This window comes from Stenotrophomonas sp. INTA L402-1, from assembly GCF_059295135.1.
Window position 1 is genome coordinate 1 of sequence record NZ_JCAFWP010000271.1, and the last position, 504, is coordinate 504.

Below are 504 nucleotides of genomic sequence, written 5' to 3' on the forward strand. Positions count from 1 at the left end.
ATGTGTATAAGAGACAGTGCTACCCACGCTTACGACCTCAGCGCCGAAGCAGGCACCGCGAGCAACAACGGCAAGTTTGTCGGCACGGGCTATAACGACACCTTCTTTGCCACCGCAGGCACCGACACTTACGACGGCTCCGGCGGCTGGGTGTACAGCTCCGGCACCGGAACGTGGCTGGCGAATGGCGGGATGGACGTGGTTGATTTCCGCCTCTCGACGGTGGGCGTGACCGCGAACTTAAGCAGCACCGCCGCGCAGGCCATCGGCTTTAACACCTCGACATTTACCAATATCGAAGGGATATCCGGCTCGAATTTTAACGACACTCTGACCGGCAGCAGCGGCGATAACCAACTGGAAGGGCGCGGCGGTAACGACACGCTCAACATCGGCAACGGCGGCCACGACACCTTGCTCTATAAACTGCTCAACGCAAGCGACGCGACCGGCGGCAACGGCTCGGATGTGGTGAATGGCTTTACGGTAGGGACATGGGAAGGC

1 protein-coding gene is annotated in these 504 nt (G+C 59.9%); it reads left to right on the forward strand.

Features of this window, described 5'->3' with window-relative positions:
* The coding region (locus tag AC5O77_RS22735; RefSeq protein ID WP_494507297.1) for a calcium-binding protein at window positions 1–504 on the forward strand (504 nt) is incomplete at both ends.